Annotated in this window: 23 protein-coding genes and 1 riboswitch; of the genes, 13 read left to right on the top strand and 10 right to left on the bottom strand. The window is 69.9% G+C overall.

The features are described 5' to 3' along the window. The first annotated feature begins 126 nt into the window (after positions 1-126). From KUTG_RS64315 to KUTG_RS59370, 4 genes are read left to right on the top strand one after another with little or no spacing between them, the layout of a single operon-like run. Complete coding sequence (locus KUTG_RS64315; protein WP_232241174.1) at positions 127-1,206, top strand: hypothetical protein; 1,080 nt, start codon at positions 127-129, stop codon at positions 1,204-1,206. Then, on the top strand, positions 1,145-2,107 hold the full coding sequence (locus tag KUTG_RS64310) for a PEP/pyruvate-binding domain-containing protein (protein ID WP_232241173.1): 963 nt from the start codon (positions 1,145-1,147) through the stop codon (positions 2,105-2,107). Before KUTG_RS64315 ends, KUTG_RS64310 begins: the two co-directional genes overlap by 62 nt. Then, positions 2,104-3,336, top strand: a complete 1,233-nt coding sequence (locus KUTG_RS59375) for an MFS transporter (protein WP_063753617.1) — start codon at positions 2,104-2,106, stop codon at positions 3,334-3,336. Before KUTG_RS64310 ends, KUTG_RS59375 begins: the two co-directional genes overlap by 4 nt. Before the next feature lie 44 nt (positions 3,337-3,380). Beyond that, positions 3,381-4,607 (top strand): MFS transporter, encoded by a 1,227-nt coding sequence (locus tag KUTG_RS59370; protein ID WP_043723655.1) that lies wholly within the window; start codon positions 3,381-3,383, stop codon positions 4,605-4,607. Here KUTG_RS59370 and KUTG_RS37390 read toward each other — a convergent pair. Further along, positions 4,564-5,220, bottom strand: coding sequence for an HAD family hydrolase (locus KUTG_RS37390; RefSeq protein ID WP_043723651.1), 657 nt, complete (start codon positions 5,218-5,220; stop codon positions 4,564-4,566). The two genes, KUTG_RS59370 and KUTG_RS37390, sit on opposite strands and share 44 nt — an antisense overlap. 37 nt (positions 5,221-5,257) lie before the next feature. Next, positions 5,258-5,518: a hypothetical protein gene (locus tag KUTG_RS37385; RefSeq protein ID WP_043723648.1), complete on the bottom strand. Its 261-nt coding sequence runs from the start codon at positions 5,516-5,518 to the stop codon at positions 5,258-5,260. 103 nt (positions 5,519-5,621) lie between these two features. On the opposite strand from KUTG_RS37385, the gene KUTG_RS37380 reads away from it, so the two are divergent. After that, a complete protein-coding gene (locus tag KUTG_RS37380; RefSeq protein ID WP_043723645.1) occupies positions 5,622-5,810 on the top strand; it encodes a hypothetical protein in 189 nt (62 codons plus the stop codon). A 25-nt stretch (positions 5,811-5,835) separates the two neighbouring features. On the opposite strand, the gene KUTG_RS37375 is transcribed toward KUTG_RS37380, so the two are convergent. From KUTG_RS37375 to KUTG_RS37365, 3 genes are all read right to left on the bottom strand, one after another. After that, positions 5,836-6,375: a regulatory protein RecX gene (locus KUTG_RS37375; protein WP_232241172.1), complete on the bottom strand. Its 540-nt coding sequence runs from the start codon at positions 6,373-6,375 to the stop codon at positions 5,836-5,838. A gap of 5 nt (positions 6,376-6,380) precedes the next feature. After that, the gene (gene recA / locus KUTG_RS37370; protein ID WP_043723642.1) at positions 6,381-7,424 is read right to left on the bottom strand and encodes a recombinase RecA; all 1,044 of its coding nucleotides are present in this window, start codon (positions 7,422-7,424) and stop codon (positions 6,381-6,383) included. 168 nt (positions 7,425-7,592) lie between these two features. After that, entirely contained in the window at positions 7,593-7,787 is a 195-nt protein-coding gene (locus tag KUTG_RS37365; RefSeq protein WP_043723640.1) for a DUF3046 domain-containing protein, read from the bottom strand. 281 nt (positions 7,788-8,068) lie between these two features. Here KUTG_RS37365 and KUTG_RS37360 point away from each other — a divergent pair, with 281 nt between their 5' ends. The 7 genes from KUTG_RS37360 to KUTG_RS37330 all read left to right on the top strand — a co-directional run bounded on the left by KUTG_RS37360 (position 8,069) and on the right by KUTG_RS37330 (position 14,826). After that, positions 8,069-8,677: a cyclodeaminase/cyclohydrolase family protein gene (locus KUTG_RS37360; protein WP_043723638.1), complete on the top strand. Its 609-nt coding sequence runs from the start codon at positions 8,069-8,071 to the stop codon at positions 8,675-8,677. Beyond that, positions 8,674-9,495 carry a bifunctional 5,10-methylenetetrahydrofolate dehydrogenase/5,10-methenyltetrahydrofolate cyclohydrolase gene (locus tag KUTG_RS37355; RefSeq protein WP_043723636.1) on the top strand — a complete coding sequence of 274 codons (822 nt, stop codon included), beginning with the start codon at positions 8,674-8,676 and terminating at the stop codon, positions 9,493-9,495. Before KUTG_RS37360 ends, KUTG_RS37355 begins: the two co-directional genes overlap by 4 nt. Positions 9,496-9,529: 34 nt before the next feature. Beyond that, a riboswitch (cobalamin riboswitch) is annotated at positions 9,530-9,662 on the top strand. Positions 9,663-9,694: 32 nt separating this feature from the next. Continuing rightward, entirely contained in the window at positions 9,695-9,910 is a 216-nt protein-coding gene (locus KUTG_RS37350) for a CbtB domain-containing protein (RefSeq protein WP_043723633.1), read from the top strand. Positions 9,911-9,936: 26 nt separating this feature from the next. Next, positions 9,937-10,776: a CbtA family protein gene (locus tag KUTG_RS37345; RefSeq protein WP_043723632.1), complete on the top strand. Its 840-nt coding sequence runs from the start codon at positions 9,937-9,939 to the stop codon at positions 10,774-10,776. Between the two features lie 38 nt (positions 10,777-10,814). Next, a complete protein-coding gene (locus tag KUTG_RS37340; protein WP_232241171.1) occupies positions 10,815-11,330 on the top strand; it encodes a histidine phosphatase family protein in 516 nt (171 codons plus the stop codon). Positions 11,331-11,434: 104 nt separating this feature from the next. Then, on the top strand, positions 11,435-13,426 hold the full coding sequence (locus KUTG_RS54335; protein WP_052395842.1) for a tetratricopeptide repeat protein: 1,992 nt from the start codon (positions 11,435-11,437) through the stop codon (positions 13,424-13,426). Between the two features lie 110 nt (positions 13,427-13,536). Then, positions 13,537-14,826 (top strand): glycoside hydrolase family 27 protein, encoded by a 1,290-nt coding sequence (locus KUTG_RS37330; protein ID WP_198047433.1) that lies wholly within the window; start codon positions 13,537-13,539, stop codon positions 14,824-14,826. Between the two features lie 85 nt (positions 14,827-14,911). Here KUTG_RS37330 and KUTG_RS37325 read toward each other — a convergent pair whose 3' ends face one another. The 5 genes from KUTG_RS37325 to KUTG_RS37305 all read right to left on the bottom strand — a co-directional run bounded on the left by KUTG_RS37325 (position 14,912) and on the right by KUTG_RS37305 (position 21,090). After that, positions 14,912-16,171, bottom strand: coding sequence for an MFS transporter (locus tag KUTG_RS37325; protein WP_232241170.1), 1,260 nt, complete (start codon positions 16,169-16,171; stop codon positions 14,912-14,914). A gap of 43 nt (positions 16,172-16,214) precedes the next feature. After that, on the bottom strand, positions 16,215-17,615 hold the full coding sequence (locus KUTG_RS37320; protein ID WP_043723627.1) for an Hsp70 family protein: 1,401 nt from the start codon (positions 17,613-17,615) through the stop codon (positions 16,215-16,217). A gap of 61 nt (positions 17,616-17,676) precedes the next feature. Next, on the bottom strand, positions 17,677-17,883 hold the full coding sequence (locus KUTG_RS37315; protein ID WP_157495037.1) for a hypothetical protein: 207 nt from the start codon (positions 17,881-17,883) through the stop codon (positions 17,677-17,679). 128 nt (positions 17,884-18,011) lie between these two features. After that, entirely contained in the window at positions 18,012-18,653 is a 642-nt protein-coding gene (locus KUTG_RS37310) for a sigma-70 family RNA polymerase sigma factor (protein ID WP_084580230.1), read from the bottom strand. A 757-nt stretch (positions 18,654-19,410) separates the two neighbouring features. Then, positions 19,411-21,090, bottom strand: a complete 1,680-nt coding sequence (locus tag KUTG_RS37305; protein ID WP_157495035.1) for a chitinase — start codon at positions 21,088-21,090, stop codon at positions 19,411-19,413. Between the two features lie 167 nt (positions 21,091-21,257). Here KUTG_RS37305 and KUTG_RS37300 point away from each other — a divergent pair. Beyond that, a partial coding sequence (locus tag KUTG_RS37300) for an ATP-dependent helicase (RefSeq protein WP_043723621.1) occupies positions 21,258-25,303 on the top strand: 4,046 nt, incomplete at its 3' end.

Genomic DNA, 25,303 nt, shown 5'->3' with positions numbered 1-25,303 from the left:
ATCGAGCATTGCCCTTGTTACACCGGCGGATCCCTTTCGTCCCCCGTGGTAGGTTCGCTGGCCGTTCGACCGAGACCTGGGGAGTAAGAAGTGGAATCAGCCGCGCTGATCGATGCTCAGTTGACTATGACCGCCTTCACACAGTTAGCCGGCCGACTCGGCGGTTATCCGTTCGTGAAGGTCGTCGTCGACCGGCCGGGCGGGCACATCCACTTCATCAACGACGCCCGGTACTCGTTCCACGCCGAGTACATCGCGGCCGAGATCCTCGGCATCGCCAAGGTCGAACTCGAGGCCGGCATCGATGACTTCAATCACAGCATCTACCACGCGGAAGACCGGCGTTTCTATCTCGGCATCCTCGCCCTGCACACGTCCGACGACCGGCGGATGCTGTCGTTGGAGACGGTCGAGGTGGACACCATGTCCGGCCCGATGCTCGCGTACTTCTACCTGGCCGTGCGGGCCGCGGTCGATCCGGCGCTGCCGGTTCTGGTGAAACCGGCCAACCACAGCCAGGAACAGCTGCTGGCCGAGATCCCCACCGCCGAGGTGCCGCGCATTCGCGCGCACGAGTTGTTCTCCTCGGCCCGCTTCGTGCCGCTGAACCCCGGTTCCGCGCACGGCCGGCTGCGAGCCTTCCGCACCGAGGCCGACTACCGCGCCGCGGCCGACTCCCTTGAGTGGTACGACATCATCGTCATGCACCGGGTGCCCGACGACGTGCCGCGACTGGCCGGCATAGTGAACGCGCACCACACGACTCCGTTGTCCCACACCAATGTGCTGGCCTCGGGCTGGCAGGTGCCCAATGCCGTGCAGCTCGGCGTTTTCGACCGCATCGACGCCGAACAGCTCAACGGCCAGTGGGTTCGCTACGAGGTGGACCCGGCCTCCGACGAGATCACCCTGACGCCGACCGAGGACGCCGTCGACGTCACCCGCAAGCCGGCCTGGTACGCGCAGCGGATCGTGTTGGAGGAGCCCGAATCCCAGACCTCGCCGATCACCAGCCTGGACCGGCTCCGACTGCACGACCGGCACCGCTACGGCACCAAGGCGGCCAACCTCGGCGAGCTGCACCACGTGCTCGCCAACGGTTCCGGCCGGCTGCTCGGCTTCTACCAGGTGCGGCGGCCGCCGCGTGCTCGCCAACGGTTCCGGCCGGCTGCTCGGCTTCTACCAGGTGCGGCGGCCGCCGCGTGAGAACCTGTTGCCGTACCTGGCCAAGCTGCTGGACGTGCCCGTCGACGCCGACCTCAACGACGCCGCCATCCGACTGCTGCGCGACAACATCGACGTGCCCAGGGGAATCGCGCTGCCGTTCTCCGTGCAGCGGCGGTTCCTGGAGTCGTCGCCGCGGGTGCAGCAGGCCATCGGCAAGCTGAAGATGGCGCTGGAGCTGGATGTTCCGGATGTCGACCGGCTCTGCCTCGAACTGCAAAGGCTGATCCGCTCGACGCGCATCCCCGACGATCTGCGCGAGGCCGTCGACAGCGCCCTGGTCTCCGAGCTCGGCGGCGTGCGCACCTTCGTCGTCCGCAGCTCGTCCAATGCCGAGGACCTGGCCGGCTTCTCCGCCGCCGGCATCTACGAGTCGATCAACCACGTGACCTCGGCCGACCGGATCTTCGCCTCCATCAAGGAGGTCTGGGCCTCCCTGGTGTCGCCGCGCAGCGTCCGGCTGCGCCAGCAGGCCGGCATCTCGTTGGACGACAGCTACATGGGCGTGATCGTGCAGGAGCAGGTCGACGGCGCCATCGGCGGTGTCATGGTGACGACCAACCCCTTGAACCGCAACGACTTCCGCAACGTGTACGTCAACGTGTCGGTCAACTCCGTCATCGACGTCGTGTCCGGGTCCGAGCTGCCCATCCAGTACCTCTACTCCACCGTCGAGGGCGACGGCCGCACCGTGTCGCTGGGCGACGCCCCCGCCGACCTCGATGTCGCCGCGCGCCAACAGCTTCAGCGCCTCGCCATCGCCGGGCGCCTGCTGCAGGCCCACTTCTCGCCCGACTACACCTTCGACTCGCCCGTCGACGTCGAGTGGATCGCCGACGAGAAGCGCATCACCATCGTCCAGCTCCGCCCCTACAGCGCATGAACCCCGCCGTCCGCCGTGCGGTGTGGCTGAGCTACACCTTCCAGTTCTTCTTCGGCCTTCTGCTGTGGCTGCCCGTGTTCTACGAGTACCAGCGGCAGATCGGCCTGTCCGACACCCAGATCTTCGGCATCCAGAGCATCTACTACATCGCCTTCTGCCTGCTCGAGATCCCCACCGGCATGGTCGCCGACCGCTTCGACTACCGCCACTGCCTGGTTGCCGGCGGCGTGGTCCTGATCGGCGCCAACCTCACCCCGGTCTTCCTGTCCTCCTACACCGGCTTCCTCATCCACTTCCTGCTCATCGCCCTCGCCCGCTCCCTGGTCTCCGGCGCGGCCAGCGCCTATTTGTACGAGTACATGCACTCCGCCGGCGCCGGCGAGGCCTATCCCCAGGCCGAGGGTTACGGCCGTTCCTACAGCCTCATCGGCAAGGTCGTCTGCTGGCCCGTGGTCGGCCTGTTGATGCAGTGGAACATGCCCTCCCCGTACTGGCTCAGCGCCATCAACGCCGCCATCGCGGTGGGCGCGGCGGTGATCCTCCCCGCTATCCCCCGCCGCACAGCCAATTCCGACAAAGCCGCACCGGCTGGTCGTCCCGAACGACCGCCTATTTCCGTGGCCCTGCGCGGTTCTTTCGCACAGATGCGGGGGTCGCGGCTGCTGGTGCTGCTCATGGTTCAAGGCGTGGCGATCTTCACGCTGGCGCGGATCTGCTCGGTCAACCTGTTCCAGCCGATCCTGGACAGCAAGAGCACGCCGGTGGTCCTCTACGGCGTGGTGATGGCGCTCATGACGGTCTTCGAAGCCCTGGGGGCGGCGCGGCCGAACTGGCTGCGCAAGCGGATCAGCGATGTGCGGTCGGTGTTCCTGCTGACGATCGCCATGGCGGTGACGCTGGCCCTGGCCGGGCTGATGGGCATCGTGGGCTCGGTGATCGCGCTGTGCGTGTTCTCCCTGGCCTGTGGGCTCTCGTTCCCGATCCAACGGGCGCTGCTCAACGCGGCGATCACGGATTCCCGTTACCGGGCAACGCTTCTGTCCATCGAGTCCATCATCGACCGCGCGGTGTGCGCGCTGGTGGCGCTGGCCCTGGGCTCCTACCTCCAGTCCGGGGCGCTCAACGAATTCCTCGTGCAGACCGCGATCGTGACGTGCGTGGTGATGGTCGTCATCGCGGTCCTGATCAGGACCACCCGCCGCCGGACGGAAGTCACCAGCGCGACCTGAGCGGAAATCCCGCAGCGCCGGGCGGATGCCGCTACGTTGGGCTGATGTTCCGCTCGGTGCTGGCGGTCGCGGACTTCCGCTGGCTGTGGGCCGGCGAGGCGCTGTCCCAGGCCGGCGATCAGCTGGCCCGGGTCGCCCTCGCCGTGCTGGTGTTCCAGCGGACGTCCTCGCCCGCGCTCACTGCCCTGTCCTACGCCCTGACCTTCGTGCCCACCCTCATCGGCGGCGCCCTGCTGGGCTGGGTCGCGGACAGGGTGGCTCGGCGTACCGTCATGGTCGCCTGCGACCTCGCCCGAGCACTGCTCGTCGCGGCCATGGCCGTTCCCGGCATGCCGTTGCCGGTGCTTTATCTCCTCCTCATCGGCGTCACGCTGTTGGGTGGCCCTTTCCGTGCCGCCCAACAGGCCCTCCTCCCGGACGTCCTGGCCGGCGACCTCTACGTCTCCGCCCTGGCCCTGCGCGGCATGACCATCCAGTCCGCGCAGCTGGCCGGCTTCGCCTGCGGCGGCGTCCTGGTCGCCGCCCTGACCCCGAGCTGGGCCCTGTTCGTCGACGCCCTCACGTTCCTGGCCTCGGCGATCCTGGTCCGCACCGGCGTCCACCACCCGGCCGCGGTCTCGCCGCCCACGTCTTCGGCGGAGCCGACGTCGGCACGAGGTTCGGTGCTGGCTGGGGTCCGGGTCGTGTTCGGCGACCCGGCGGTGCGGGCGCTGGCGGTGCTGAGCTGGCTGGCCGGCTTCTACGTGGTGCCGGAAGGACTGGCGGCGCCCTATGCGGCGGCGATCGGCACCGGCACGGTCGGAGTCGGCCTGCTGATGGCGGCGGATCCGGCGGGGTCGGTGGTGGGGGCCTTCGTGTTCGCGCGGTGGGTTCCGGAACGCGCGAGGCCGAAGGTGCTCGGACTGCTAGCGGTGCTAGCGGGGCTGCCGTTGCTGGCGTGCGCGGCCCAGCCGGGATTGCTGGTTTCGCTAGCGGCGCTGGGGGTTTCGGGCGCGCTGGCGCAGGCGTATCAGACGCAGGACACCGCGTCGCTGGCGCGAGCGGTGCCGAGCGCCGGGCGGGCGCAGGTGATGGGCATCGTCGTCAGCGGACTGGTGACGGTGCAAGGCCTGGGTGTGCTGGCTGCGGGCGTGCTGGCCGACGTGATCGGGACGCCGCTGACCATCGGGCTCGCCGGCCTCGGCGGCATGGCCGTCGGGCTGCCGGCGGCCCTGTCCTGGCAGCGGGCTAGGCGTCGATCAGCGCCAGGGCTTCCGGAATCGAGTCGGTGACCGGCACTCCGGCCGTCTCCAGCCGGTCCCGCGGCATCATGCCGGTGGTCACCAGCACGCACTGGGCCCCGACCTGCGCCGCCGCCTCGGCGTCGTCCACGACGTCGCCGATCAGGATCACCTCGGCCGGGTCGAGGTCCTGTGCCTTCAGGTGCTCCACGAGGTGCGTCGCCTTGGAGCCGCCCATGTTGTAGCCGCGCAGGCCGTCCACCCGGTCGAACAGGTCGGTGAGGCTCAGTTTTCCGATCAGCGGCACCAGCTCGTCGTGAAACCACATCGACAGCAGCGACTGGGTCCGACCGCCGTCGCGCCACTGGTGCAGCAGGTCCGGCACGCCGGCCGCCAGGCCGCACGTCTCCAGCTCCAGCCGGTACGCCGTGTGGTACCGCTGGTCGATAACGTCCCAGTCGGCCTGGGTGAGCGCCTGGCCCAGCACCTTCTCGTAGCAGGCGAGGATCGGTCGACTGAACACCGCGCGCCACTCGTCCAGCGTCACCGCCGGGCTCCCGTACTGCGCGCACACCGTGTTCACCGCTGCCAACACCGCATGGTTGTCGTCCAGGAGTGTTCCGTTCCAGTCCCACACCACATGCCGTGCCCTCAGCTTTGTCACCGCGTCAGCCTACGTAATGGACCGCCGCGGAGGCCTCTCACGGCACCGTGAGGCCCATCGCTCCCGTCACGACCGCGGCCACGAGGCCGAGCAGGCCCAGGATCAGCCCGACCACCACCAGCTCGGCGATCACCTCACCGAGCATGTCCTTCAGGAAGCCGGCCGTGCCCCGAGCGGCCAGCACGATCCCGGACACGACCGCGGCACCCGCCCGCATCGGCCAGCGCCGCCACGGCTGTCGCGCGTCGCGGCGGATCAGCCGGAGCTCCCGGCGGGCCAGCTCACGCGGATCGGTCATGCGTCCAGTGTGTCTCATCCCTCCGGGTGAACTCCGGGACTGTCATCGAATTGATCCGCGGCGGCGCTGAGCACATCCGGCTCCGGCCGCGTAGAGAAATGACATGAGCAGCGATGACCCCGACACCATCCGCTTCCATCGCTTCGTGCCGCCCGAGGAGGGCGACGAGATCGAGGCACAGGCCCGCTTCTTCGGCGTGACCGTGGATCAGATGATGCAGGACGCCGAGGCCATGCCGGCGATGAGCGGCGGCCGTCACCAGGCCATCCACGAGTTCCGCTGGCAGCGCTGACCCGCCGGCCTGAGCCGGCCACGCTCTAGAAGTCGTCGTCGGGGAGCCCGGCGGCGCCGTCCCGGCTGAGTTCCTCGCGGACGACGCGCAGGGCCATGCCCTCGTTGTAGCCCTTGCGGGCCAGCACACCGACCAGGCGGCGGAGCTTGGCGGTGTCGTCGACGCGGGCGACCGAGGGCAGCTTGCGGCGGACGATCTCGCGGGCTCGTTCCAGCTCGCTGTCCTCGCCGACGGTCGCGGCCGCCTGGGCGGCCACCGAGTCGTCGACGCCCTTGCGGCGCAGCTCGTTGACCAGGGCCCGCCGGGACAGGCCCTTGTGGCTGTGGCGGGAGGCCACCCACTCGTGGGCGAAGGCCTCGTCGTCGATCAGGCCGGCCCGGTCAAGGCGGCCGAGCACCAGCTCGGCCACCTCCTCCTCGATCTCCTTGCGCGCCATGGCCTGCCGCAGCTCGGTGCGGGACCGGGCCCGCACGCCGAGCAGTCGCACGCAGAGCTCCTGCGCCCGGCGCACCTCCGGCGTGTCACGCACCGCCGGGGTCTCGCCGGACGCCTCCCGCTCCGTCACCGTGCTCAGAAGTCGACGGGCGCGGCGGCGGTCGCGTCGGCGTCCACCTTCGCGCCGATGCCCATCTTCTCCTGGAGCTTCTTCTCGATGTCGTTGGCGACGTCGACGTTCTCCAGCAGGAACTTGCGGGCGTTCTCCTTGCCCTGCCCCAGCTGGTCACCGTCGTAGGTGTACCAGGCGCCGGACTTGCGCAGGATTCCCTGCTCGACACCCATGTCGATGAGCGAGCCCTCGCGGCTGATGCCGTGGCCGTACAGGATGTCGAACTCGGCCTGCTTGAACGGCGGGGCCACCTTGTTCTTGACGACCTTGACCCGGGTCCGGTTGCCGACCGCGTCGCCGCTGTCCTTGAGCGTCTCGATGCGGCGCACGTCCAGGCGGACCGAGGCGTAGAACTTCAGCGCCTTGCCACCGGTCGTGGTCTCCGGCGAGCCGAACATGACGCCGATCTTCTCGCGCAGCTGGTTGATGAAGATCGCGGTGGTGTTGGAGTTGCTCAGCGCGCTGGTCATCTTGCGCAGCGCCTGGCTCATCAGGCGGGCCTGGAGGCCGACGTGGTTGTCGCCCATCTCGCCCTCGATCTCGGCCCGCGGCACCAGGGCGGCCACCGAGTCGATCACCAGGATGTCCAGCGCGCCCGAGCGGACCAGCATGTCGGCGATCTCCAGCGCCTGCTCGCCGGTGTCCGGCTGGGAGACGAGCAGCGCGTCGGTGTCGACGCCGAGGGCCTTGGCGTAGTCGGGGTCGAGCGCGTGCTCGGCGTCGATGAAGGCGGCGATGCCGCCGAGGCGCTGGGCGTTGGCCACGGCGTGCAGGGCGACGGTCGTCTTACCGGAGGACTCCGGGCCGTAGACCTCCACGACCCGGCCCCGGGGCAGCCCGCCGATGCCGAGCGCGACATCCAGCGCGATGGATCCGGTGGGGATGACCTCGATCGGCGCCCTGGCCTCGTCACCGAGGCGCATCACCGAGCCCTTGCCGTAGTTCTTGTCGATCTGGGCCAGGGCCAGTTCGAGCGCCTTGTCCTTGTCCGGTGCTGCTGGTGCCATCGGAAGTTCACCTCTGTCTGTCTGGCCGGCCCGTGTGCCCAGGGCCCGCCGCCGGGTTTGTCGTCACCGAGGACGCTACGGGGAGGGTCTGACAATTTCGGCGACCCGCGGATCCCCAGGCTAGCCGAACACCTGTTCGAGGGAAAACCGACACGCCGTCCGCACTCCTCAGCGCCGCTCGACCGGCACGTCGAACGCCTCGCACACCGCCCGCCAGATCGTCCTGGCCGGCACGCCGGCCTCCAGCGCCTGGTCCACGGTCAACCCGTCCAACTCGGAAAACACGTGGTCGCGGGCGATCATCTCGGATCGGACCCGCCCGAACTCCTCGGCCATCAGGGCCCGGAAGGCAGTGATACGCATCGTGTCCAAGCCTACGCCGACAGCAAATTGCAGAAAGTGGGGACCGAGGGCTTCCCTGCCCCGGGAAACACGCTATCCTTGGCGTGGGCCCGTGATCCCCCCGACCTCAGCAGTTGGAAACTCACGGCGGAGCGCCGCAGTCGACCCCCAGGGCTGCGGCGCTTCTTTATGCCTCGGGCGCTGTTTGTTCGCCACCAAGTCCGCCTTCGTGGCGTCAGTCGCACACAAAACCGTTCTTCGTGCCGCTTTCGGGGACGCGCGGCGGTTCTAGGCTTGATCCCATGCGGGAGCAGAAGATCGGGGCCTGGCTCGACGACCTGGCGTCCGGGGCGCCGGCGCCGGGCGGCGGGGCGGTGGCGGCGATGCACGCGGCGATGGCGGCGGCACTGGTGTCGATGGTGTGCGAGCTGACCGTGGGCCGGCCGAAGTACGCGGAACACGAGCCGACGATGCGGGAAGCGCTGGCGCGGGCGACCGAACACCGGCAGACGGCGGTGGAACTGGCCGACGCGGACGCCGAGGCCTTCACGGGCGTGACGGACGCGTACCGGCTGCCGAAGGCCACCGACGAGGAGAAGGCGGCCCGGAGCGCGGCGATCCAGGAGTCGCTGGTGCGGGCGGCGGACGTGCCGCTGCGGACGGCGGCGCTGGCGGCCGAGATCCTGGAGCTGGCCCGGCGGATCCGACCCGGCGCCAACGTCAACGTGCTGTCCGACGTGGCGGTGGCCGCGGTGTCGACGCGGGCGGCCATGCAGGCGGCGGCGGTGAACGTGGCGGTGAACCGGGCGTCGATGACCGACGTAGCCACCCGAGCCCGACTGGAGACGGAACTGGCCCGTATCGGCGAAGAGGTCGCCGCGGCCGAGAAGTTCATCGAGGAGCTGGCATGACCCTCATCGACGGCCGCGCGGTGGCCGCTGCCATCCGCACGCAGGTCACCGCGGACGCGGCCCGGCTGCGCGACGGCGGCATCACCCCGACGCTGGCGATCGTCGTCCCCACCGACGACGAGGCCACGGCCTGGTACGTCCGCTCGATCGTGCGCACGGCGGACAAGGTCGGCGTGGCGGTGCGCGTGGTGGACGAGCGTGAGCTGCTGGGCCCGTGCCTGGACGAGCTGTCGGCGGACCCGACGGTGCACGGCGTGATCTGCCAGACGCCGCTGCCGCCAGGCCTCACGCGGGACGAGATCGCCCTGCACATCGACCCGGCCAAGGACGTGGACGGCGCCAACCCCACCAGCCTCGGACGGCTGGCGGCGGGCCTGCCGGCGTTCGCGCCGGCGACGGCGCAGGCCGTGGTGGAACTGCTGCGCGCGCACGGCACGACGATGGCCGGCGCGGACGTCGTGGTGGTGGGCCGCAGCACCGTGGTCGGCAAGCCGGCGGCGCTGCTGCTGCTCGCGGAGAACGCGACGGTGACGGTGTGCCACTCCCGCACCAAGGACCTGGCGGTGCAGACGAGCCGGGCCGACATCGTGGTGGCCTGCGTCGGCAGCGCGCACGTGCTCGGCGCCGCGCACATCCGCCCGGGCGCGGTGGTGATCGACGTCGGCACCAATCCGACCACGGACGGCGGCCTCGTCGGCGACGTGGACACCGACGCGGTGGAGCCGATCGCGGAGGCGATCACGCCGGTGCCGGGAGGTGTCGGCCCGGTGACGACCGCGCTGCTGTTGCGCAACGTCGTGTCGGCTGCCTCACGCTGAGCTCATACGCCCTGCTCGGCGGATTGACGTGCGTTGATCGGGGTCCGTAGTGTGCCACGCTGAGTGATGGAGTGCGTAAGCCGGTGGAAATCCGGCGCGGTCGCGCCACTGTGAGCCCGGGTTCTCGGACCCGGGCAAGCCAGACACCACGCCATCACCTGCCCAACGAACGGGACGCACGATCCCCGAAGGAGGCTCCGTGAGCACCATTCCCGTGACCACCGCCGTTCCGACGCCGGTTGTCCTGCCGCTGCCCAAGGCGATGCTGTGGCTGGGCGGCACCGTCCTGCTGGCGCTGGCGATGTACTACTTCATCGGCATCGACCAGGGCGCCACCTCGGTCTTCGGCGACAACATGTACATCCACGAGTTCGTGCACGACGCGCGTCACTTCCTCGGTTTCCCCTGCCACTGACCAACTCCCGGGCAGGACAACCGAACATGGAAAAGCGAATCATCCTGCGGGGTGTGCTGGTCGGCGCCCTGGCCGGGCTGCTGGCGTTCGTCTTCGCCCGGATCTTCGCCGAGCCGCAGATCCAGGCCGCGATCGACTACGAGAGCGCGCGCGACGAGGCGCAGGCCGCCCTGGACAAGGCCGCCGGCCTGCCGGTGGGCGACGAGGGTCCGGAGATCTTCACCCGGGCGATCCAGGCCAATGTCGGCATCGGCGTCGGCATCGTGCTGTTCGGGGTGGCCATGGGCGCGCTGTTCGCCGTCGCCTACGCGGTCTGCCTCGGCCGGGTCGGCAACCTGCGGCCCCGCACGCTGTCGGTGCTGGTGGCCGGCGGCGGCTTCCTCGGCATCTACCTGGTGCCGTTCGTGAAGTACCCGGCCAACCCGCCGTCGATCGGCCACGGGGCGACCATCGGCGTCCGCGGCGCGCTGTACGTGGTGATGATGGTCTGCTCGGTGGCGTTCCTGGTCGGCGCCGTGGTGCTGGGCAAGCGGTTGGCCAAGCGCTTCGGCAACTGGAACGCCACGCTGCTAGCGGCGCTAGCTTTCGTCGTGGTGACAGGCGTGGCGATGGCGCTGCTGCCGTCGCTGGGCCAGCTCGCGGCCAACGTCCGTGACTACGGCCCGCAGGCGACCGAGACTCCGCTGCCGCTGCGCAATCCGGCCGGCCAGATCGTCTATCCGGGCTTTCCGGCCGACGTGCTGTGGGATTTCCGCTTCTACTCGGTCGCCGCGCAGGCGATCATGTGGGCCGCCATCGGCCTGCTGTTCGCGCCGCTGGCCGAGCGGCTGTTGGCGCCCAGGGCCGAGCGGGTGGCGGCGTCCTGAACCGGATCTTCCTGGTCTGCCACGCCGCCACCGAGGCGGTGCGGCAGGCCCGTTTTCCCGCCGACGAGCCGTTGTCGCGACGGCCGTCGGCGGTGGCCGGCCCGGCCCGGTTGGACCGTCTCGCCCGGGGGCCCGAGCTGCGCTGCGCGCAGACCGCCGAGGCCCTCGGTTGGGACGCCGCTGTCGACGACTCCCTGGCCGATCTCGATCACGGCTCGTGGCGCGGCCGGTCGTTGGCCGAGATCGACCAGGGCGACCTGATGGCGTGGATGACCGATCCCGACGCCGCCCCCCATGGCGGCGAGCCCGTCAGCTCCGTCCTCAAGCGCGTCGCCGCCTGGTTGGACCGCGCAACCGACGTCGGCCGCCTTGGCGTGGTCACCTCGCCCGCCGTGGTCCGGGCCGCAGTCCTAGCAGCGCTAGGGGCACCGCCTTCGGCCTTCTGGCGCGTCGACGTCTCTCCGTTGACCGTCACCCAGCTCACCGGCGCTCCCGGCCGTTGGACCCTCCGGGAGACCGGCCTTCCCCTGGACGATCCGCATACGTTCGGGTGACTCCCGGTTGCGGCGCTGCCCGCCTCCGCGATGAATGAGTCGTGCGTGTGCAGCGGTGGGGCCGGCGGGGCTGGACTTGGTTCGCTTTACTCACGCTGACCGCGATGATCGCCGTGCCCGCCGGTCTTTCGGCCGCCGGGATCAAGGACAAGTGGTGGACCGGCCTCATCGCCGGCGCCGCAATCGTTCTGGCGGTGTTGGCCAAGCCCTTGACCGATCGCCTTCAGCGGCTCACCACTCGCCACGAGGACACCGATCTCGCCGTCCTGAACGGCTGTCTGGTCACCGCTCGGGGCGATTTCCCGACCGTGCGCCGGATTCGAGATCCTCGGCAGCTCGGTGTGCACCCCGCTGGCTCCGACAGCCTGCCCACCTATGTCCCACGAGACGTCGACGACAAGCTCCGCAGCCGAATCGCCCGCGGCGGATTCGTGTTGCTGGTAGGCGATTCCACCGCCGGTAAGACCCGCGCCGCCTATGAGGCCATCGCCGCCACCGTTCCCGATCACGTGATCATCGCCCCGAAGGATTGCGCCGCGCTGTGGGCGAGCGTCGACCGTGGGGTGCAGGCGAGCAACTGCGTGGTGTGGCTCAACGACCTAGAGCATTATCTCGGTTCCGACGGCGTGAGCCGGGAAATGCTGGCGAGATTGTTGTCCGGCAAGGGACATCGGATCGTGGTGGCCACCATCAGAGCCGTCGAGCTGGCCCGCTTCAGCGCCGAGTCGTCCGGCGACGGTCTGCACATCGCCCGGGCCGCACTGGAGTTGGTCGACGAGGAAATCCGCGTCGAGCGACGCTTGTCCAATGCCGAGCAGAGCCGCGCCGAGGAACGGAAATGGGACCCGCACATCGCCGATGCCTTGCAGCACAGCGGGGATTACGGTCTAGCGGAGTATCTGGCGGCGGGCCCAGAGCTGCTTCGGGACTGGCGCAATGGTTGGGATGTCGGTGCTCATCCGCGCGGTGCGGCGCTGGTGGCGGCTGCGGTGGATGTGCGCCGCGCGGGCCTGAATCCACCGCTAGCCGGCCGGTTGTTGGAGGAGACAGCCGAGGAGTATCTGCGGAAACGCGGCGGCGACCGGCTGCGACCGGAATCGCTGGAAGCGGCCTGGGAGTGGGTGCTGCGTCCGCGCCGGGCAACGACGTCGCTGATGATCGGGACACCGAGGACGGGCTTCGACGTGTTCGACTACCTGGTGGACGTCACCCAGCGCGAGACCACCCCGGACACCTTCGTGCCGGAGTCGGTGTTGCGGGCGGCGGTGCAGTACGCCACCGGCCAGGAGGCACTGGCAATCGGGCGGACGGCAGACCACCAGGGCTATTACGGAGCGGCCGCTGACGCACACTCAGCAGCTCTGCGCTGGGCCGGCGATCATCTCGATCCCGCGCACCCGGACACACTGACCAGCCGCAATGGCCTCGCCCTCGCACTTCATAATCTAGGCCGACTGGACAAGGCCGAGGAAGAGCACCGCGCCGTCCTCGAACTGCGCATCCGCGTTTTGGGACCGGAAGATCGGCAAACGCTGACCAGTCGCCACAACCTCGCCTGCGCCCTGCGGGACCTGGGCCGATTGGATGAGGCCGAACAGGAATTTCGCACTGTCATTGAAATCCGCACACGCGTATGGGGCGCGGAACATCAACCAACATTGATCAGCCGTAGCAACCTAGCCACGACACTTCGGCGCATGGGGCGGTTTGACGAGGCCGAGCGGGAACACCGCACCATTCTCGACAGCCAGACTCGCACGCTGGGGTCCGAGCATCCACTCGCGCTGATCAGCCGCCACAACCTCGCCATGGTGCTCGGTGACATGAAGCAGTTGCTGGAGGCCGAGCGTGAGTTCCAGACCGTCCTCGAAATCCGCACCCGAGTGTCGGGCCCCGAGCACCCGCACACGCTGGCCAGTCGTGGCGATCTCGCGTACGTGCTACTGGGCCTGGGGCGACCGGACGAGGCCGAACGAGAGCTCCGCGCTGTCGTCGAACTCCGGACTCGAGTGTTGGGGTCAGATCATCCGGACACCGTGCGCAGCCGCGACAGCCTTGCCCGCGTGCGGAAGCGGATCAAAGAGGCCGAGGGCTAGCCGAACCGGGTGCCGGGACCTACACTGCAAACGTTTCCACAACGGTGCAGCGCCGCCGCCGCACGACTTGGTGGGAGGGTGTTGTGCGTCGGTGGGCGGTGGGGTTGGCGGTGCTCGCGCTTCTAGCGGTGACGCCGGTGGCGGAGGCCGAGGACAACGGGGTGGCGGCCAAGCCGCCGATGGGGTGGAGCAGCTGGAGCTTCATCCGGAAGGCGCCGACGGCGGCCAAGATCGAGGCGCAGGCGGATGCCATCAAGAACTCGGGGCTGGCGCAGCACGGGTTCCAGTACGTCAACCTCGATGACTTCTGGATGAAGTGCGACGGCAGCGGGCCGGTGGTGGACGGGAACGGGCGCTGGGTGGTGGACACGGCGAAGTTCCCGCAGGGGATGAAGGCCGTGGCGGACCACGTGCACGCGGACGGGCTGAAGTTCGGGCTCTATGTCACGCCGGGGATACCGGAGAACGCGGTCAAGAACAACTCCCCCATCGCGGGCACCAGCTACCACGCGAAGGACATCGCGGTCACCACGACGCAGGAGAAGAACTACAACTGCAAGCACATGTACGGCATCGACTACAGCAAGCCGGGCGCGCAGGCGTACATCGACTCCTGGGCCAAGCAGTTCGCGGACTGGGGAGCGGACTACCTCAAGATCGACGGGGTGGGCAGCCCGGACATCCCGGACGTGAAGGCGTGGTCGCAGGCCCTGAAGAACACGGGCCGGCCGATCCACTACGAGCTGTCCAACAACCTGGCCATCGCGGACGCGACCACGTGGCGGCAGTACGCGAACGGCTGGCGCACCCAGGGCGACGTGGAGTGCTACTGCGGCGCGAACGGGGCGAGTTTCCCGCTGACGGACTGGAAACACGTGTCGGCGAGGTTCGACACGGCGGCCAGCTGGCAGCAGTACGCGGGACCGGGCGGCTGGAACGACCTGGACTCCGTCGAGATCGGCAACGGCGACAACACCGGCCTGACCAGCGACCAGCGTCGCAGCCACCTGACGCTGTGGGCGATGGCCGCTGCCCCGCTGCTGCTGGGCACCGACCTGACCCACCTGGACGCCACCGACAAGGCGATGCTGACCAACGACTCGGTGCTGGGCGTCGACCAGGACGCCATCGCCGCCAAGCGCCTGACCAAGTCGGGCAACATCCAGGTGTGGACCAAGAAGGAGCCCTCGGGCGCCTACGTCGTGGCCCTGTTCAACACGGGAACCACCGGCAACCAGACGATCACGGTGAACTGGTCGCAGGTCGGCATCACCACGGGCGCGGCGGCGGTGACGGACCTCTGGGCCCAGAAGGCCAAGGGCACCATCAAGGGCAGCTACAGCGCCACGCTGCGACCGGGTGAGACACGGCTGATCCGAGCGGTGTCGGCGACCTCCTGAAGCGCGGCCAGGGCGAGCCGAGGCAGGGCCTAAGCGAGGCAGCGCGGCTACAGCAACGCGGCGCAGCCACAGCGAGACGGCACGGCTACAGCGAGGCGCTGCTCATCGACTGTACGTCGGCCGGTGGCTCCGAAGGGGCCACCGGCCGCAAAGTGTTGCCCATGCACGCCATCAGCAGCGGCAGGGCGGCGAAGCCGACGACGAGCCCGAGCACGGTGAAGGACCAGGCGCTCATCACGAGACCGGCCAGCAGACCGCCCAGGGCGCCGCCGAGGTTGAGGACCAGGTCGGCCAGCCCCTGGGTCGACGGCCGCAGACCGGCCGGCACGGACTCGGTGAGCAGGGCCGAACCGGCGACGACGCCGGCCGACCAACCACAGCCGAGCATGATCATGCCGACGGCCATCTGCGGGGCGTCGTGGGCGGAGGCCATGCCACAAACTCCGGCGCCGGCAACGACAAGCGCGGCCCCGAGGGCGAGCACGGGCACCCGGCCGATGCGGTCGGCCAGGACACCGAACAGCGGGCTGGCGGCGTACATGCCGGCGACGTGCACGCTGACGACGATGCCGACGACAACCAGCGTCGACCCGCCGCCGGCCATCTGCACCGGCATCATCGACATCATCCCGGTCATGGCGGTGTTGCACAGGGCCACACCTAGCAACGCTAGCCGGACGTTGGGCCCGATCACCTGCCACACCTCGGCCCGTGTGTGTCGACGAGGTAGCTCGGAAGCCCCGACGCCGCAACAGCTGTCGCCGACGACCACGGCAACCCGCCCGGCCAGCAACGGATCCGGCCGCAGCCCCACCAGAATCCCCACGCCGGCAAGCAAAAACGCGCCGGCCGACAGCAGGAACGGCGCGCCGATGAGCACGGCCAGGTTGGGCGCCGCGATCACGCCGAACGTCGTCGCCCAGACCACTGTGGACATTGCGCCCGCACGACGCCCGGGATTCGCCAGATCCGCGGCGGCGTACCGCGCGGCCAACGTCGCCGCGGTGCCGCCGCCAAAGGCCACCAACGCCACCAGCAACAACGGCCACGAGCCAAGAGCCGTCGCCACGGCACAGCCGACACCGCCCACGGCGCCGACCCCGTACGCGGCGGCCAACGCCCGCCGCCGCCCGAACCGGCGCGCGAACACGGCCACCGGCACGGCCAACAGCGCCGCGCCGACGGCGATGGCCGTCGCTCCCAGGCCTCCGATGGCCACCGAGCCGGACAACGTCGTCGCTGTCAAAGCACCCAACGTGATGCCGACACCGACGCCGATCGAGCCGACGGCCTGGGTGCCGACCAGGAAACCGATGACCCTGCGCTGCGCGGGATGGCGGTCCACCACTCGATCGTCACACGCCCCGACCATTGTCGTTGACGTCCGATCAGGTGCCGGGCTGAACCGAACGTTCGAACGCCGCAGCCGCTTTGGCTGCGGTCAGTGAGGTCGGATCGCCGGTGGCCGGCGCGGTGAGCACGCCGACGAGCGGGCGGTCCGACACCGTGAAGACGACGACGCCGACCCCGCTGGCGGCGACCGCCTGGTACTCGCCGGACAGCCCGTTGCCCTTCCACTGGGCACGGACCCTGGTGGTGTTCGGATAAGCGTCCATCAGCGCACGCACCTTCACGTTCACCTCATCGAGCGACCCTGTCTGGGTATAGACCACGGTCTGCCCGTCGATGTGACACGTGACGTCGGCGAGCCCCGTCACGGCGACCCCGCTGCCGTCGTCGCCGCCGTGGCAGTCGCCCTGGTCGGCGACGGGTCCGGCGAGCTGGCGGGTGCAGTTGGTGAAGCCCTTGTCGTCGGGCGATCCGGGCGTCCCGGCGCAGGTGGCGGCACTGGGGAACCGCGACGGACTGGCCACCAGGAAGCCGCCGAGCACGACTAGGGCGACGAGAACGATCGCCCCCAGCGCTACCAAGGTCGCCTTCGATGCGCGCTTCTGAGGCACGGGAGCTGAGGCAGCCAACTGAGGGAACTGCGCCCCGGCCATGAAGTCGCCGGTGGTCGGGTACTGCGGCGCGGCGGGAGCCGCCGTCACGCGGGTCCTGATCGTCACGCCGTCACGCGGCACGAGATGGGCGCCCAGCGCGACGGCCGTCTCCGGCTGGTCCAGGCTCGCCGGCGCGACCCGCAGCCGCTCCCCGATCAACGTCCCCACCAGCGGCATCCGGCTGGCCCCGCCGACCAGGTAGATGCCGGCCAGCGACATCGGGTGCACGCCGCTGGCGGCGATGGTCGACGACAGCAGCTCCACGGTCCGCGTGAGGTTCGGCCGGATCAGCGCCTCCAGCTCGGGCCGAGTGACCGTCACGTCGGCGAAGGGCTCCGGCATCGGCACCACGGTCTGCGGGTGCCGGGACAGCGCCTCCTTGGCCGCGCGCACGTCCTCGATCAGGGCGCGCTGGGCCCGGCGGTCCGCCGTGGACTCCGGCCGCAGCAGCAGCTGCCACTTCGCGGCGTCACGGTTGGAGACCTGCCGGCCGACGTACTCCAGCAGCAGCTGGTCCATGTCGGTGCCGCCCAGATCGGGCAGGCCGTCCTCCGCCAACACGGTGAAACCCTGCGGCGACGCGGCGACCACGGCGACGTCGAACGTGCCGGAGCCGAGGTCGTAGACGGCGAGGGAGCTGCCCGGGGCGAGGCGGTTGAAGTGCGCGGCGGCGGCCACGGGTTCCGGGACCAGCACGATGTTGCCGGTCATGCCGGCGAGCCGCGCGGCCGACATGAGGGTGTTGCGCCGTGGCGCGCCCCAGCGGGCGGGATGCGGGACGTACATAGCAGTAGCGGGGCTATCCCGTTTCGGCTGATAGTTCTCGGTAACAAACCCTCCGGTCTGTTCACATGTAACTCCACGCGTGCATAGGCCAACCAGCTCCTCGTGATTGACCTTGGTACAGCATTCCAAGCAAATGAGGGTCGTCGGCGTAGACCGCCGACGGCATGGTGGCCGCGCCGTCGACCTCGACGACGCGGGGTTGCTGCCCGGACACCGAGAGCACCGCGACCGTGTTCGACGTCCCCACGTCGATCGACAACACCCGCACGCGTGCCCCCTCTAGCTCTGGCTTCGCGCAGATGCTGCCACACGGTTACGGAGTCCGATGCCCGGTTGACCAAGCCCGTCACGAGCCCGATGGGATGACACTCCCTCACCCCATCGGGTGCCCGATGGTCAGAGCTCCTTCGCGCTGCCGACCAGCTTGCGCAGCCTGGTCAGCGCCCGGTGCTGTGCCACCCGGACCGCTCCCGGAGTGGAACCCACCAGATCGGCGGTCTCCTCGGCGCTCAGGCCGACGACCACCCGCAGCACCACGATCTCGCGCTGCTTGTCGGACAGGACCGCCAACAGCCGGTCCATCGACGTCTTCAACTCGTCCTGCAGCACCCGCTGCTCCGGACCCGCGACCGTCTCCGGCCGGTCCGGCACCTCGGGCACCGGCAACGACTTGTTGCGAGCCGCCGCCCGGTGCGCGTCGGCCACCTTGTGCTGCGCGATGCCGTACACGAACGCCAGGAACGGCTGTCCCTGGTCCCGGTAGGAGGGCAACGCCGAGATCACCGACAGGCAGACCTCCTGCACCACGTCGTCGGCCGAGGCGAACGACCGGTCGAGACGACCGATCCGGGCCCGGCAGTAACGCAGCACGATCGGCCTGATCGACTCCAGAACCCGTTGCGTGGCAACGGCATTCCCGTGAACAGCGGCGTCGACGAGCTGACGGAACTGCTCGTCCTGCGGACCGTACGCGGCCACCGGCTTCGTCACCGGCGCGGCGGCGGTCCCCACAGGCAGAACCTGTGCCAAGTTATTCATCTGTCCCCGCACGTGAAATTGGGTGATGATCCGCCCGGCGATGGAGAATCGCCGCCGAATCACTTTGGCTCTAGCGTCAGTGCACCCCACGCGCCGGTGAAATCAGGCCGTCTCCGCCGTGGCCGACGACCCGAACACCCCCGACACCCCTTGCCCCGTGCTGTCACGCTCGTTCGGCGCCATTCCCAGAGCCCCGATCGAACGCTGCGCGTCCGGTTGTCGTCCCACCGACTTCCTTGGCGTATGGAGAACGCTAACGCTGCGTGCCCGCCCTCACAAGCACCCTGGGAAACTTTCCAGGAATGGATCCGCACTGGTGAACACGCCACTACCGACCGTGAGGAGCACGCAGTCTTCGGCCGGTCGGTCCAGGGTGGCTCGTGCAGACACACCAGGAAAACGTGCAGCGGGCGGCCGCCGGGCACTCCCGCTTACCAGGGAGAACACGAAACGCAACCGTGACCTTCGCGCCCGACCACCCGGACGGACACGCTCCGGTGACGACGGTCCGTTGTCGTCACAACCACCCGTCATCGTTACGCGTTCGGTCGAACACCGGCCGTAGTCCACCCTGACAATAGGGATAGAAAAGCCTTTCTGCCTACCCATTGGTAATCAATAATCTGCGGCATTGCCCGCACTTACTACTTCGATCGAGTGACAACGAAGGGCCCATTCCCCGCGCGAGGAATGGGCCCTTCCCAACACTCGACACCAGTTAAGGGTTACCGCAAGTACGGTGTCGACTGTCGCGCTTCTACAGGGAACCGAAGTGCCCGTGCACCGTGGTGGCGAAGGCGTAGCCGTTGGACGCGTCCCAGTTGATCGACCAGGTCATCGCCCCGCGGATCGTCGGGTAGGTGGCCGACGGGTGGAAGCTGCCGCAGTTCGTGCCCTTGGCCAGGCAGTCCAGGCCGGCGTTCACCGTGCTCGGCGACATGTAGCCGCCGCCCGCGGCCGAGCCGGAGGCCGGCAGGCCCAGGCCGACCTGGTCGGCCCGCAGGCCGCCCTGCAGCTGGATGCAGGCCAGCGCGGTCAGGAAGTTCTCCGTGCCCTGCGAGTAGACGCCCTGGTCGCAGCCGTTCATCGAGCCCGAGTTGTAGTACTGCATGTTGACGATGGTCAGGATGTCCTTGATGTTCAGCGCCAGCTGGAAGTACGCCATGCCGGTGGACTGCATGTCGATGGTCTGCGGGGCCAGCGTCACCACGAAGCCGGCGCCGACCTTGCCGGCCAGCGAGTGCAGGGCCTGGCCCATGTAGGTGGCGTTGACGCCGTTCTCCAGGTCGATGTCGACGCCGTCGAAGCCGTAGCGCTGGATGATGGAGTACGCGCTGTTGGCGAAGTTGGCCGCCGCGCCCGAGTCGCCGACGCTGATGGTGCCGTTCTGGCCGCCGACCGACAGGATCACCTTCTGGCCGCGGGCGTGCAGGGTGGCGATGTCCGCGGTGAACTGCGCGTCGGTGTAGCCGCCGAGCTGGCCGGACAGCCCCGAGTCGAGGGTGAAGGAGATCGCGCCGGGGGTGCCCGTGGCGTCGGCGAAGGCCACCGCGACCAGGTCGTACGTGGTGGGCACGTCGGCCAGCTTCAGGGCCTTGGCGCCGTTGTAGAAGTTCTGCCAGTAGCCGGTGAGCACGTGCGCGGGCAGGGAGCCGCCGGGGTTGCCGCCGCCGCCGCCGGCCTTGGTGGTCGCGGTGACGGTGTTCGACTTGGGCGACTCGCCGACCGAGTTGTACGCCGTCACGGCGTACTGGTAGCTGGTCGAGGCGGCCAGGCCGGTCGCGGTGTAGGAGGTGCCCGACACCGACGCGACCTTGCTGCCGTTCTGGTACACGTTGTAGCCGCTCACGTCGCCGGACGACGCCGTCCAGGCCAGCGACGCGCTCGACGACGTGGTGCTCGGGGAGGTCAGGCCGGTGGGCGCGGCCGGGGCCGTGGGGTTGCCGCCACCTCCGCCGGGGCCGCTGAGCACGAAGTCGTCGGCATAGTACGTGGGCTGGCCGTACCAGCCGTGGATGTACACGGTGACGCTCGTGGTGCTGGCGCCGGTGGTGAAGCTGGTCGACAGCTGCGTGTAGCTGCCGGAGACGGTCCAGGTCTGCGGGTCGGTGCCGCCCGTGCCGGTGGCGCCGAGATAGATGTAGCTGCCTTGGACGTACGCGGACAGCGTGTAGGCGGAGTTGGGCAGCACGGTGACTCTCTGGCTGCACTGCGCGTAGTCCTGGCCGGCAGGGGTGGCCGCGAGCGCGTACGAGCCGCTGTGCACCGGGCTGCCGACGGCCGTCGCGCCGCTGCACGTCCAGGCGCTGGTGTTGCCGGCCTCGAAGCCGGGGTTGGCGAGCAGGTTCGTGGCGGCCGACGCGGGGGCGGCGGCGCCGAGCACGACCGTGGCGGCGGCGACCGCTCCGACTAACCAGCGTGTCCACTTCCGTGACATAGCTGCTACCTCCATGCGCAGGGGTGGCGGCCTGGGCATCGAGTTGACGCACACACGTGGTTGAGACAATGGACTAGACCATTTCCCCCGGTCAAGAGAAAGTCACGTTTCCGCAGGTCAAAGCCGGTTGTGCGGGAAGTGTCAGACCCGGTTGTCATGATGGGTACATGACGGAGGCGCTGTCGGTGTTCTCCCCCGCGACCAGGGACTGGTTCACGGGGGCGTTCGTCGCGCCCACCGCCGCCCAGCAGGGCGCCTGGTCGGCGGTGGCGGCCGGCGAGCACGCCCTGGTGGTCGCGCCGACCGGCTCCGGCAAGACGCTGGCGGCCTTCCTGTGGGCGCTGGACCGGCTGGCCGCGGAGCCGCCGCCCGAGAACAAGCAGCACCGTTGCCGCGTGCTGTACGTGTCGCCGCTCAAGGCGCTGGCGGTGGACGTGGAGCGCAACCTGCGCGCGCCGCTGGCCGGCATCCGGCAGGCCACGCACCGGCTCGGGCTGCCGGAGCCGTCGATCACCGTCGGCATGCGCACCGGCGACACGCCGGCCGAGGAGCGCCGCGCCTTCAACCGCACGCCGCCGGACATCCTCGTGACGACGCCGGAGTCGCTGTTCCTGATCCTGACGTCGCAGGCACGGGAGTCGCTGCGCGGCGTCGAGACCGTGATCGTGGACGAGGTGCACGCAGTCGCCGGCGGCAAGCGCGGGGCGCACCTGGCGCTGTCGCTGGAACGGCTGGACGCGCTGCTGCCCAAGCCGGCGCAGCGGATCGGGCTGTCGGCCACCGTCCGCCCGGTCGAGGAGGTCGGCGCGTTCCTGGCCGGGGGCCGGCCGGTGCGCGTCGTGCAGCCGCCGGCCAGCAAGACCATCGAGGTCACCGTCGAGGTGCCGGTGGAGGACATGGCCACGCTGGGTGAGCCGACCGGGGAAGTCAGCGGCTCGGCGGCCGGTCCCGAGCAGCGCACGTCGATCTGGCCGTCGGTGGAGCAGCGCGTGCTGGAGCTGGTGCGCGAGCACCGGTCGACCATCGTGTTCGCCAACTCCCGGCGGTTGGCCGAGCGGATGACGGCCCGGCTCAACGAGCTCGCGGGCGAGCAGTCCGCGGAGATGGAGCGATTCCCGGCAGAGGCCGTCGGTGGTTCGGGGATAACCACCGGGGCCCTGCCGGTGATCGCCAAGGCGCACCACGGCTCCATGTCACGGGACCAGCGCACCCTGGTCGAGGAGGAGCTCAAGTCGGGGCGGCTGCCGTGCGTGGTGGCCACGTCCTCGCTGGAGCTGGGCATCGACATGGGGGCGGTGGACCTCGTCGTCCAGGTCGAGGCTCCGCCGACGGTGGCGTCCGGGCTCCAGCGGGTCGGCCGGGCCGGGCACCAGGTCGGCGCGGTGTCCAAGGGCGTGGTGTTCCCGAAGTTCCGTGGCGACCTGGTGGCCTGTGCCGTGGTGGCGGAGCGGATGGCCGTCGGCGCCATCGAGTCCGTGCGCTATCCGCGCAACCCGTTGGACGTCCTGGCCCAGCACATCGTGTCCATGGTGGCCATGGAACCGTGGTCGGTGACGGACCTGACGGCCGTGGTGCGGCGGGCGGCGCCGTTCGCCGGGCTGCCGGACTCGGCGCTGAACTCCGTGCTGGACATGCTGGCCGGGCGCTATCCCAGCGAGGAGTTCGGCGAGCTGCGGCCGCGGATCGTGTGGGACCGCGTCGCCGCCGAGCTGCGAGGGCGCCCGGGCGCGCAGCGGCTGGCCGTCACCTCCGGCGGCACCATCCCCGACCGCGGGCTGTTCACCGTGATGACGCCGGGCGGCGAGGACGGCCGGCCGGGGTCGCGGGTGGGCGAGCTGGACGAGGAGATGGTGTACGAGTCGCGGGTCGGCGACAACATCCTGCTGGGCACCAGTTCCTGGCGCATCGAGGACATCACGCACGACCGCGTGATCGTGGTGCCGGCCCCCGGCCAGCCGGCCCGGCTGCCGTTCTGGAAGGGCGACACCGTCGGCCGTCCGCTGGAACTCGGCCGTGCGCTGGGAAAGTTCGTGCGCGAAGTGTCCGCAATGGACTCCACCCGGGCGCGGGAGCGGGCGGTCTCGGCCGGATTGGACGAGTGGGCGTGCGACAACCTGCTGTCCTATCTGGACGAGCAGAAGTCGGCCACCCGGCACGTGCCCGACGACCGAACCGTTGTGGTGGAACGGTTCCGCGACGAGCTGGGCGACTGGCGGATCGTCGTGCACTCGCCGTTCGGGGCGCAGGTGAACGCGCCGTGGGCGCTGGCCATCGGGGCCCGGCTGCGGGAGCGGCGCGGGCTGGATCCGCAGGTCGCGCACTCCGACGACGGCATCGTGGTGCGGCTGCCCGAGGCCTTCGACGACACCGGGGCCGACGTGCTGCCCTCGGCCGAGGACATGCTGCTCGACCCGGACGAGGTGGAGCAGGTCGTGGTGGCCGAGGTCGGCGGCTCGGCGCTGTTCGCCTCGCGGTTCCGTGAATGCGCGGCGCGGTCGTTGTTGTTGCCGCGCCGGGATCCTCGCAAGCGCCAGCCGTTGTGGCAGCAGCGGCAGCGGTCCGCGCAGCTGCTGGCCGTGGCGTCCCAGTACGAGCAGTTCCCGGTCGTGCTGGAGGCGATGCGGGAGTGCCTGCAGGACGTCTACGACCTGCCCGGGCTGCGGGAGCTCATGGGCGATGTGCGGGCGCGGCGGGTTCGGGTCGTCGAGGTGCAGACTCCGCAGGCGTCGCCGTTCGCGCGCAGCCTGTTGTTCGGGTACGTCGGCATGTACCTTTACGAGACCGACACGCCGCTGGCCGAGCGCCGCGCGGCCGCGTTGTCGCTGGACACCACGTTGCTGGCGGAGCTGCTCGGCTCGGAGGCCATTCGCGAGCTGCTCGACCCCGAGGTGCTGGCGGAGATCGAGCAGCAGTTGCAGCGGCTGGCCCCCGACCGGCGGGCCCGCAACGTCGAGGAGACCGCCGATCTGTTGCGGCTGCTGGGAGATCTCTCCGTCGAGGAGGCCGCCGAGCGTGGGGCTTCTGCTGAGTGGCTGGAGCAGTTGGTCGCCGAGCGGCGGGCGATCCAGGTGCGAATCGCCGGGGTGCCGCGGTATCTGGCCATCGAGGACGCCGGCCGGGTGCGTGACGCCCTCGGGGCGGCGCTTCCCGTTGGCGTGCCCGAGGTTTTCACCGAGCCGGTGGCCGATCCGATCGGCGACCTGTTGATGCGCTACGCCCGTACCCGGGGTCCTTTCCCCGCCGCGCAGGCGGCCGAGCGGTTCGGGCTCGGCGTCGCCGTGGTGCACGGGGTGCTGGATCGGATGGCCGGTGCCGGGCGGTTGGTCCGTGGCGAGCTGCGGCCCGGCGGCATGGGGACCGAGTACTGCGACGCCGAGGTGCTGCGGCGTTTGCGTCGTGGGTCCCTGGCCCGGCTCAGGGCCGAGGTGGAGCCTGTCGAGCAGGCCGCCTACGGCCGCTTTTTGCCTGGCTGGCACGGGGCTGTGTCTTGCGGGACACCCGCACCCGGGCTCCGTCGGCTGCGGTCCGCGCCGACCGTCGACGATGTGCTGTCCGTCGTCGAGCAGCTGGCCGGCGCGCCGCTGCCGGCCAGCGGTCTGGAGTCGTTGATCCTGCCTTCGCGGCTGCCCGGCTACTATCCCGCGTTGTTGGACGAGCTCACCGCCACCGGCGAGGTCACCTGGGCCGGGTGCGGGGCGTTGGCCGGCGGCGACGGGTGGATCGCGTTGGCCCCCACCGACGTCGCCGACCTCGTGCTGCCCGACCTGGAGGAGACGGCGCCGGAGTCTCCCCTGCACTCCGCCGTGCTGGCCGCTTTGGAAGGCGGGGCGCTGTTCTTCCGTCAGCTCACCGACCGGGTATCCGCTGCGGACTCCGTCGACGATCCCGATGTGGTCACCGCGTTGTGGGATCTCGTGTGGGCCGGGCTCGTCACCAACGACACCTTGGCCCCGTTGCGGGCCTTGGTGTCCGGCCGCGGGGCCGCGCACAAGGCCCGCCGCCCGTCACCTCGTGGCCGCTACGCCCGGCTCGGCCGGGCGTCGATGCCCAGCCGCACCGGGCCTCCGACCGTCTCCGGTCGTTGGTCCCTGGTTCCGGCCCGTGAGGGCGATCCCACTCGGCGGGCTCATGCCCGAGCCGAGGTTTTCCTTGAGCGACACGGGGTTCTCACCCGTGGCGCGTTGGACACCGAGCGCGTTTCCGGCGGCTTCAG

The sequence above is a fragment of the Kutzneria sp. 744 genome, from assembly GCF_000568255.1.
Classification (GTDB): domain Bacteria; phylum Actinomycetota; class Actinomycetes; order Mycobacteriales; family Pseudonocardiaceae; genus Kutzneria.
Note: the sequence above shows the minus strand (reverse complement) of the source record. Positions and strands in the feature narration are given on the sequence as shown.

What these genes read in the sequence shown, in the direction of transcription:
- KUTG_RS64315 (WP_232241174.1), top strand. Translation starts at nt 127, where the DNA reads ATGACCGCCTTCACACAGTTAGCCGGCCGACTCGGCGGTTATCCGTTC.
- KUTG_RS59375 (WP_063753617.1), top strand. Translation starts at nt 2,104, where the DNA reads ATGAACCCCGCCGTCCGCCGTGCGGTGTGGCTGAGCTACACCTTCCAG.
- KUTG_RS59370 (WP_043723655.1), top strand. Translation starts at nt 3,381, where the DNA reads ATGTTCCGCTCGGTGCTGGCGGTCGCGGACTTCCGCTGGCTGTGGGCC.
- KUTG_RS37385 (WP_043723648.1), bottom strand. Translation starts at nt 5,518, where the DNA reads ATGACCGATCCGCGTGAGCTGGCCCGCCGGGAGCTCCGGCTGATCCGC.
- KUTG_RS37380 (WP_043723645.1), top strand. Translation starts at nt 5,622, where the DNA reads ATGAGCAGCGATGACCCCGACACCATCCGCTTCCATCGCTTCGTGCCG.
- recA (WP_043723642.1), bottom strand. Translation starts at nt 7,424, where the DNA reads ATGGCACCAGCAGCACCGGACAAGGACAAGGCGCTCGAACTGGCCCTG.
- KUTG_RS37365 (WP_043723640.1), bottom strand. Translation starts at nt 7,787, where the DNA reads ATGCGTATCACTGCCTTCCGGGCCCTGATGGCCGAGGAGTTCGGGCGG.
- KUTG_RS37360 (WP_043723638.1), top strand. Translation starts at nt 8,069, where the DNA reads ATGCGGGAGCAGAAGATCGGGGCCTGGCTCGACGACCTGGCGTCCGGG.
- KUTG_RS37355 (WP_043723636.1), top strand. Translation starts at nt 8,674, where the DNA reads ATGACCCTCATCGACGGCCGCGCGGTGGCCGCTGCCATCCGCACGCAG.
- KUTG_RS37345 (WP_043723632.1), top strand. Translation starts at nt 9,937, where the DNA reads ATGGAAAAGCGAATCATCCTGCGGGGTGTGCTGGTCGGCGCCCTGGCC.
- KUTG_RS54335 (WP_052395842.1), top strand. Translation starts at nt 11,435, where the DNA reads ATGATCGCCGTGCCCGCCGGTCTTTCGGCCGCCGGGATCAAGGACAAG.
- KUTG_RS37320 (WP_043723627.1), bottom strand. Translation starts at nt 17,615, where the DNA reads ATGTACGTCCCGCATCCCGCCCGCTGGGGCGCGCCACGGCGCAACACC.
- KUTG_RS37310 (WP_084580230.1), bottom strand. Translation starts at nt 18,653, where the DNA reads ATGAATAACTTGGCACAGGTTCTGCCTGTGGGGACCGCCGCCGCGCCG.
- KUTG_RS37305 (WP_157495035.1), bottom strand. Translation starts at nt 21,090, where the DNA reads ATGTCACGGAAGTGGACACGCTGGTTAGTCGGAGCGGTCGCCGCCGCC.